This is a genomic window from uncultured Cardiobacterium sp., from assembly GCF_938028185.1.
Lineage (GTDB): Bacteria > Pseudomonadota > Gammaproteobacteria > Cardiobacteriales > Cardiobacteriaceae > Cardiobacterium.
In genome coordinates, this window is the sequence record NZ_CALJAH010000207.1 from 1 (window position 1) to 9,301 (window position 9,301).

At 57.9% G+C, this 9,301-nt stretch carries 5 protein-coding genes; 1 reads left to right on the forward strand and 4 read right to left on the reverse strand.

The genetic code is table 11. The features are described 5' to 3' along the window. Nucleotides 1-54: 54 nt before the first annotated feature. From nosZ to Q0349_RS06120, 4 genes are all read right to left on the reverse strand, one after another. A complete protein-coding gene (gene nosZ, locus Q0349_RS06105; protein ID WP_298079988.1) occupies nt 55-1,965 on the reverse strand; it encodes a TAT-dependent nitrous-oxide reductase in 1,911 nt (636 codons plus the stop codon). 67 nt (nt 1,966-2,032) lie between these two features. Then, on the reverse strand, nt 2,033-4,378 hold the full coding sequence (locus tag Q0349_RS06110) for a NosR/NirI family protein (protein ID WP_298079989.1): 2,346 nt from the start codon (nt 4,376-4,378) through the stop codon (nt 2,033-2,035). A gap of 142 nt (nt 4,379-4,520) precedes the next feature. Then, entirely contained in the window at nt 4,521-6,683 is a 2,163-nt protein-coding gene (locus Q0349_RS06115) for a hypothetical protein (RefSeq protein WP_298079990.1), read from the reverse strand. A 53-nt stretch (nt 6,684-6,736) separates the two neighbouring features. Next, a complete protein-coding gene (locus Q0349_RS06120) occupies nt 6,737-7,771 on the reverse strand; it encodes a low specificity L-threonine aldolase (protein ID WP_298079991.1) in 1,035 nt (344 codons plus the stop codon). A gap of 157 nt (nt 7,772-7,928) precedes the next feature. Between Q0349_RS06120 and Q0349_RS06125 the strand changes: the two genes are divergently transcribed. After that, nucleotides 7,929-9,299: a hypothetical protein gene (locus Q0349_RS06125; RefSeq protein ID WP_298079992.1), complete on the forward strand. Its 1,371-nt coding sequence runs from the start codon at nt 7,929-7,931 to the stop codon at nt 9,297-9,299. Nucleotides 9,300-9,301 lie beyond the last annotated feature (2 nt).

Consider the following 9,301-nt stretch of genomic DNA (forward strand, 5'->3'; position numbering starts at 1 on the left):
CCGACCCTCCCCCGCTGCGGGTGCTGGCGCACCCTGCAGGGGAGGGGTTCTTTTTTATGCCTTCGGCTTGACCAGCATCCGGCCGGACATTTCCATGTGCAGCGCGTGGCAGAACCATTGGCAGTAGTACCAGTGGACGCCGGGGCGGTCTGCCTTGAAGGTGACGGACGAGGTCGCCTGCGGGCCGATTTCCATCGCGATGCCGTAGCCTTCGAGGGTGAAGCCGTGGGTGAGGTCTTCAATCAGCTCTTTGTTGGTGACGTAAACGGTGACTTCGTCGCCTTCGTTCACTTCAAATTTCGGCAGGCCGTAGGCGGGCGCGGTCGCGGTCATGTACACGCGGACTTTGTCGCCGTCGCGCACGATTTGGTTGGCGGTGTCGAGGTCAACGCCGTCTTTTTTCGCCTGTTCGCGCGCTTCTTCCCAGAATTTGTCGTCGCGGTTCCAGATGCTGACCGGGTTCACCTTGCTGCGGTGGACGATGATCATGTCGTGCGGTTCGGCATAGCTGGGGCCGTCGTGTACGAGTTTCATTTTCTCGCCGGAGATGCTGATGAGCTGGTCGTTTTCCGGTTTGAGGACGCCGACGTTCAAGAAACGGTCTTTGGAGAATTTGTTGAGGGAGACGAGCCACTGGCCGTCAGCTTCTTTGGTTTCGCCCATCGAGGTGTGGTTGTGGCCGGGCTGGTAATGCACGTCGATTTTTTCGATGATGGGGTCAACGTCTTCGCCTTTGTATTTGCGAATGGCCTTGTCGATGTTCCATTTGACCATCTGGCTGTCGATGAACAGGGTGGTGAAGGCGTTGCCCTTGCCGTCAAACGCGGTGTGCAGCGGCCCCAGGCCGAGTTCGGGCTGGGCGACGACGAGGTCTTTCGCTTCGATTTTGTCGTCGAAGAAGTCGTCCAGTTTGCGCACGTCAATGACGGTGGCGGTCGGCGAGAGTTTGCCGTTCAGCACGATGTGGATGCCGTCCGGCGCGGCGTTACAGCCGTGCGGCGAGTTCGGCACCGGGATGTAGCGGGTGTATTTGGAGCCGTGTTTGCCGTCAAGTACCGGAACGCCGTTGATTTCCTTGAAGTCGCCGTTTTTCACGCCTTCTTCGATGCGCTTGATGTTGAAGACGACCACCCAGTCGGTTTCGCTGGAGGACATTTCGCCGACGTCCAGCCCTTTTTCGGAGTTGTAGCAGGTGGAGAAGGCGTATTTGCCCTGGTAGTCGGCGTCCATGTTGTCAAGGTTGCCGTCCACCAGCACTTGCCATTTGACGTCCATGGTGTCGCCATCAATGGCGGTGAAGGCAGTCCAGTAGTCTTCCTTGGCGTTTTCGGTGTCAAGGACTTTTTTGCCGTCGTTCGGCCACGGGATGATGTGCTCGCCGTTGGCGAAGACGTAGCCGGTGCGCGGGAAGCGCTGCGGGCGCAGGCCGTGGATGCCGGAGACGTTCGGGATTTCAACCATCGCGTCGCATTTCATCACGTCGCAGCGGATGCGGCCAACGCGGGTGTTCGCCTTGTCATTGACGAAGATGTAGCGGCCGTCGTAGGTGCCGTCGGTAAAGGACATATGCGGGTGGTGCAGGTCGCCGTTGCGGAAGATGCCGCCCTTGTCTTCGAGGAATTTTTTGGTGTCGGGCAGCATTTTTTCGCGCATGACGCGGCGGCTTTCATTGGTCTGCCCCCAGCCGGTGGCACCGTCGTAGTTGAACACCGGGATGCGCATCAGCTCGCGCATGGACGGCATACCGAGGATGCGGACTTCACCAGACTGGCCGCCGGAGTTGAAGACGTAATATTCGTCCAGGTCGCCCGGTGCGACGTGGTCAATCGCCTTGCCGGCTTCTTCGGCGCTGGCGCTTTGTGAGGAGGCGAGCAGACCTGCGCCGCCCGCGACGGCACCGCCGGTGGCGACCGCTGCGCCGAGGAATCCGCGACGTTTCAGTTTTAATTGGTTGTCTTCTGACATGATGATTCTCCAGTTTAGAGGTGAAGGAATGATATACATACAGGGGAGCGCTCCCCGTGTATGTAAATCAGGTTGTCGCCCCGCTGGCGGGTGGCTCGCCACCGACCGGTTCCAGGGCAACTTCGCCGCTGCGGATGGCTTCCACCCGTTTTTGCCGCTCCGCCGCTTTCTGTGCCTTGGCGATTTCCAGCAGCAGGTGCATACAGCGGGACTTGTCATGATACAGCACCTGACAGTTCAGGCACTGGATACATTCATTCTCGTTGATATTGCCTTCGGGGAAAATCGCCTCGACCGGGCAATCCTGCGCACATTTCTGGCAGGGATTGCCGCATTCCTGATAGCGCTTGAGCCAGTTAAAGAGGCGCAATTTGGCGGGAATGGCGAGCGCCGCGCCCATCGGGCAGAGATAGCGGCAATAGAAGCGCTCGATAAAGAGACCAATCAAGAGCAGCGTCAGCGCGAAGGCGACATACGGCCAGGCGCGGCCAAACTTCAGAATAATGCTGGTCTTGAACGGCTCAACCTCGGCGAGATGCTCCGCCAGCCCCATGTCGTACAGGGAAAAACCGAACAGCAACAGGAAGATGATGTACTTAATGGCGGTCATCCGCTCATGCACCTTGAACGGCAGCTTGAGCTGCTTGACGCCGAGCTTCTGCGCGATGAAATTGGTCAGCTCCTGCAAGGCACCAAACGGACAGAGCCAGCCGCAGAAAAAGCCGCGATTCCACATCAGCGCGCCGAACGCTGTCGCGCACCAGAGGATGAAAATCACCGGGTCCATCAAAAAGACATTCCAGTTAAAACCGTGAATGAGCGAATTGGTAAAGGTCAGCACATTGACCACCGACAACTGCCCGTTCACCGAAAACTGCGCGCCGAGATAACCGCCGAGCCAGAAAAAGGTAAACGTCAAATAGCAAATACGAAAAGCCTTATAAGCGCGCGGATAACAGGTAATCCACTCCTGCAACATAAAGACGCAGACCAGCACAAAAATCGCAAACGACAGCACCGCAATCTGAATCGACTTATCCTTCCACGCCTGGCGCGCAATCTTCTCCTGCACGCTCAGTTCGCCCGCATTATCGGCGGCGGCAGACGCGCCCTCATCGGCGGCAACCGTAGCCGTTTGCGGCGGCACGGGCGGCGGCTCCACATAATCCGGGTTGGGAACCTGCTTCATATAAGACGCGGGCAGACTGTAATCCATGTCATACGTAATGAACGCCTTTTCCCGCGCGGCGGTGGCGCGCTGCACCAGCAGCTCCAACTGCCACGGACGCGCCACATCCAGCGTCTGCTCCTCCGGCACCACAAACAGCGCGATTTCCGGGAAACGCGGCGCGCCTTGGGCGAGAATATCGCCAAGGCGGCGGTGATTGCGGTCGCGGAAGTGAAAACCGCCGCCATCCTGCTTCAATTTCAGCCGGTCAAAAATCCCGCCGCGCACATAACCCGAACCCTTGAACGAATAAAGTCCTTTACCGGCGACGAGAATCGCCTGCTGATTCGGCTTCAACTGCTTCTGCAACTGCTCATAACCGGCATTGCCGAGCAAACTGCGGCCAATGGACGGCACCGACACCGGCGCATAAAACATCTCGATAAACTTATCCTGCGGGTTACTGCTTTCCGAATGCTCCGCCGCTTCCGGGTGTTTCGATTTGGCGAAAGCCTCATTAACCTCGCCGACGGTTAAATGAAACGAACGCACCGCACCATTGCCGGTCAATTCCTGCCAGGAACTGACCTTTTGATTATCCATATCCACGACCGACAATTCCTTCGGCTGTGCGGGCGCGGCATTGTCGCCTTCGCCGCCCTGCATTGCTTTCGCCGCAGCAATCGTCGAACGGGCAATCGTTTCATTAATCACCATCACCGTTACCGTCGCGCCGCTAATCACATCCGGCGCCTCCTGATTCATGCCATCGCGCGGATAATTGCGCCCGGAATACGCATCAATATAAGCATTGACCTTTTCCACCGGAATGCCAATCAGCACAATCGGCTCCGAATGCTTGACCAGCTTCGCCTTTTTAATGGTGAAATCCTTGTCCACCGCAATCATGATATGAATCGGCTTGCCGGAATAACCGCCGGACGGCACATAATTCGAGTTCAGGAAAACATAGCCGAGCACTTCCTCGCCCTTGAGCACCGGCACGATGGGCGGATTGTCCTGAATCGTGCCGTAGCCGGTGGCATCGGGGAAAAACTCGGTCGCCGGTACCTTGCCTGTGAACTCCTGCAGGGAGCCATCGCTATGAAACAGCGCCGCGCGAATCTCCTTCGCCGTCGGCATCGGCGCCGCCAGCGCGGGCTGCACAAAAAATAATGCGGCAGCGACCACCGTCGCTACCGCGAGACGCCGCAACAAAATGCTGGCGAAAGCTAACTGTCTCATGATTTCCCCACTTGATTATTGCCTTTATTGGAGTGGGGGCATTCTAACAAGACCTTCATTCCGGCGGCTTGATGAACATCAAACCTCACGCAAATCCTCGCATTTCCTCACAAAGATTTCGTGTTTGGATGCCATGCCGTTATCAGGACGCAAAAAGTCTTTTTTTGCCGCGCCATTTTTTCGCGACTGCGCCAATCAGGCCCATCCCCAACAGGGCAAGCAGCGGACACCACCAGACGAAGCGCCAGGTATAAGGAAAGTAATTCAATTTAAGTATTCCCTCACCCATCGGCGGCACGGTCACTTTTGTCAATACGCCACTGTCATCCTGCTCGACGGGCAAATAGATGCCATTGATTTTGGCGTAATAGCCATGCCACCACACCCGTGGAAAAATGAGGACGATTTCCCGGTCGTCATGGGCGGGCAATTTGATTAAATCTTTATTGTTGGTATGGCGCACCGTTTCGATGGCAATATCCGCAGGGAACACAAAGGGCTGATGATGTTTCCAGGTGGCGGTTTCCGCAAAGGGCATGGAAACAAATACTCGTTCATCTTCAACAAATATCGTTTCGCGATAGCCGCAGGCGAGCAAGGCAGATTTGTATTTTTTGAATTGGGTTTTTTCCATGGAGATGGTACTGATCTGCATCAGCCTGGCCAGGCAGGCGCCGTATTGTCGGGTATGCAGGATATGATCCAATGACGGCTCCGCTTCAAACAAACCGTGGGTAGAATGGTAAGGGAAAACTTTTTGCAGATAGATATTGCCCACCGGAACGTAACCATTCACCGATTTGATGTCATAAAAGCCAAACTGGGCAGACATCAGTTTGTCCAGCCGGTTGGCATCATCAAAAATGCCGGTCAGCGAAAGCATATGACCATCCAGATTGATACGCGGATTTATCGCAATGCGCTCTGGCGGTGTGGTGAAAGAAACGTATTCCCTGCCCAATGTGGGTTGTCCAGAGAGCATCACGAGCAGCACCACCACGGGAAAAGTGAGCAGCAAATACGGTTGCCGTTTTTCCAGAAAGTCAAAGACAAACGGTAGGATTAAAAACAGTAGCAAGCAAGAAAGCTGCACATAAGGCAGGTGCTCCTTGAATCCGACTGAGGTGAAAAGAGCGATGAGGAAAGAGACCAATATGGTCAGCAAATAGGGTTGGAAATGGCGCACGGGGTTGCCCTTGTCCAACACATGGCACACCAGCAGCCCGGTTGCCATGCTGAGAAAGGGCAGCAGCCGGAACGGCCAGCGCAACGGGCCAAACTGGGAGGGCATTTGTGTCAGCAGGAAGTAACACAGGAGCATTGCCGCCAGCAGCTGTGTGGTTGAATCTTTTTGCCAAAGCGTCTTGCCATCCCTGAAGCAAAGCGCCAGCGGCAAGAAAATGACAGAAAATCCAACCGGAATGCTTAACAGCCGGTAGCCGTTAAAGTAATGGATAAAATCATAGAACGTCGGATTAAAGCCAAATACAATGCTCGAAAGTGTCGGACGGAGAAAATTGTCTGTATTGTAAATCTCGGAAACGCGCTCTATCATCGTTGCCGAATAAAGGTATTCCGAATAGATGGGTACGGCCATCAATAGCGCCAGGATATTGACCAGCACGACCATGCCGTTGCCCAGGCGGCTCTCAGCTTTGAACCCTTCCGTAATCAGTATGAGCAGGGCGAAGGTGGCATAACCAATGACGCCGTGCGGCCAGCCGGATGCCAGCAAACAGCAGACGGAAAGGAAATGCAGCAACAGGGCTATGGGCGAAAGTCGCGTTTTGGCGAGCAGGAATGTGGCAATGGCGGCAGTTGCCCAAGCCTGACCATTGGCCGCATTCCACCAACCGGGGGCATATTGGTAGAGAAAGACGGGATTGATGGCGACAAAGGCGGCAAAGAGCAAGGTGTAAGGCCGACTAAGACGGAAATGTTCGGCGATGGTAGTGGCGGAGAGGGTAATCAGGAAAAGATTGCAGAATGCCATAAACAGGCTGGTGAGCTGCAAATTGTGTGTCTTGTATGCCAAAATGCTGGCAATAATATTCTGCGGCAGGAACAGTCCCCGATCCAGCTCGATAACCGAATTGCCGCCCAAATACATACTTTCTACAATCAGTGGTACCAGTCCGCTGCTCCAGCGTTTGCCATATTGGGTAAATGAACCGAGCATTTCGTTAATGGCATCGTCAATGATGAAAAATTGGGGTTCAAAGCAGGTGCAAATATAGATGACGAGAATGCTGTACAGTGCGGAAAAGATGATTTTGTATAAGGTCGGTATTCTGTCGGTATTCATGGACGATATTCCGGGTGGCTAGGGCAGGGCTGTGCGGGCGGGCAACAGGGGCATTATTTGGGGGCAATGGCGGCAATCAACCCGCGCACTTCTTCCGCCGTGGTCGCCCAACTGGTGCAGTAGCGCACGACGTGGCGGTCGCCATGCGCCTGCCAGTAGGCAAAACCAAAGGCGCGCCGGAAGTAATCGGCCTGTTCGCGCGCAAGGATGGGAAATTGCTGGTTGGTGGTGGACGCTCCGTAGAAATCCACGCCTTGAGCGGCAAAGGCCGCGCGGATGTCGCGCGCGTAGTCAATCGCCGCCGCGCAGATGCGCTGGTAGAGGCCGTCGCGCAGCAGCACCTCAAACTGGATGCCGAGCAGTCGCCCTTTGGCGAGCAGGCCGCCGCCGCGTTTCATCATCGCGCGGAAGTGTTCTTTATAAAGGTCGTTGCTGATGATGACCGCTTCGCCAAACAGCGCGCCGCATTTGGTACCGCCGATGGTGAAGGCGTCGCAGAGCGCGGCGAGGTCAGGCAGCGACACGTCGCTGACGCCGGGGGCGAGGGCGTAGCCGAGGCGCGCGCCGTCAACAAACAGCGGCAGGCGGTAATGGCGGCAGGTTTGCGCGATGGCGGTGAGTTCTGCCTTGCTGTACACCGTGCCGAGTTCGGTTGGCTGCGACAGGTAAACCATCCCCGGCTGCACGATATGTTCCCTGATGCCGCTCGCCAGCCAGTAGCTTTCCATAAAATCGCGCAACTGCGTGGCATTGAGCTTGCCGTCTGCACCGGGCAGGGTCAGCACCTTGTGGCCGTGCGCTTCCACCGCGCCGGTTTCATGAGTGGCAATGTGGCCGCAGTCGGCGGCAATCACCCCCTGCCACGGGCGGAGGATGCTGGCGATGACGGTGGCGTTGGCCTGCGTGCCGCCGACGAGGAAATGTACGTCCGCCGCCTCATCGCCGATGAGCGCGCGGATGGTTGCCCGCGCCGCGTCGCAGTAGGGGTCGAGGCCGTAGCCGGCGGATTGTTCGAGGTTGGTCGCGGCGAGCGCGTCGAGAATCGCCGGGTGGCAGCCCGCGAGGTAGTCGTTGCCAAATTGCGCCATGAGGTTCTCCGGTTGGGGTTGAGGGGCGACATTTTACATACAGGATAGCGGGGAAGGTGTATGTATAGCCATCCACCGAAAGCCTCATACGGTGTTGCGCCTGGTACAGCACTTTGGGAGCATTGCCATAAATCTGATGACATCACCCGGAATCGCCATGCGCAAAATCCTCCTTCTGACCGCTCTTGCCTGTGCCGCCGTCCGCGCGGAAACCGTTGATGACGCCCGCCTGCCGTTTTTCCCCGTCCTGCCCGCCGCGGACATTCATGTGCTGCCGCCTGAGGCGGGCAACAGTCCGCGCCGCCTCGTCCCAGAAGATTTGCTGCGGCACGTCAACAACCTCGAAATCATCGCCGCGGACACGCCCGTCACGGCGGCGCAGATGGACGAACGGCACGGCACCGTTATCGTCGCCGGGCAACGGCAATGGTTGCGGCAAATCGCCGCGCTGCCGCTGACGCCGGTCGCGCCGCCGCCGCATGACCGCGCCGATTATGCGCTGCGGTTACGCAAAGACCTGCGCCCCATCGCCACTATCGCCCTGCAAAAAGCCGGTGACGGCGGCTGGTTCGTCTTCCTGCCGCCCGCGCGCGCCGCTTACCGCCTCACCGACCCCGGCGGCACGCTCGCACGCCTGCTCGCATCGCCCGCCGCGCCGCTGCTTCCCTGGGATGAAGTGCCGGTCGTGGTCAGCGAGGCCGACAAGAACGATGCGGTGAAAAATTCATTTTCCGCGCTGCGTGACGAGCGCAAACCCCAGGATTACAGCGAGGCGGAGCGGGAGCGGATGGCCGTGGCGCGGCTGCGCCTGCGCGCGCTCTACCAGCGGGAAATCGAGCCCGGTTATGCGGACATCCGCTATCAGGCGCCGGATGGCACTTTCTTCCCCCTGAGCGAGGAAGACCTGCGCACGATGGACGAACGGCAAACAAGCGATTGCCAGTGGCGGGAAGAAATGGCCTTCCCCTGTCAGGCGGAGCAGCTCATTGCGGGCAAGGAACAGGCGGCGGGCGGCTATCTGCAAGGCGAACGCGAAATGACGCTGGCGATGCTGGCGCCATACGCAGGCGGCGACACCGTGCCGCTGTTGCCGCCGGAGGTGTGGCAGGCCGCCAACCAGATGGATACCCGCGAGCGTGCCTTTGTCAAAGACGACATTTTTGACCGGCCGGGCGCCGTCTCCATGCGCTGCTTTGGCCCGCTGCCGCATCTCGCGCCGTGGGCGCTGCTCCGGCCGGGGTTGGCTCGGCTGAAGCCGCAAACTGCCTCGGTGCTGCCGCCGGACATCGCCGCGCTGCCGATGACGCCGCTCAGGGAAAAACTCTCGCTGACCCGCACCGACATCAGCTACGGCTTCGCCCTGTTCCGGGATGGCCGCTTCATCGCCGCGCGTGCGCTCATCATGCACCGCTCCGGCAGGCATTGGCTGGTGATTGACCCCGTGCATGACCGGAGCTATTACCTCAACGACCCGGCGCAGCGCCTGCGGCAGCTTTTCACCCGCGATACCGTTGTCACCTTTCGTTAGGG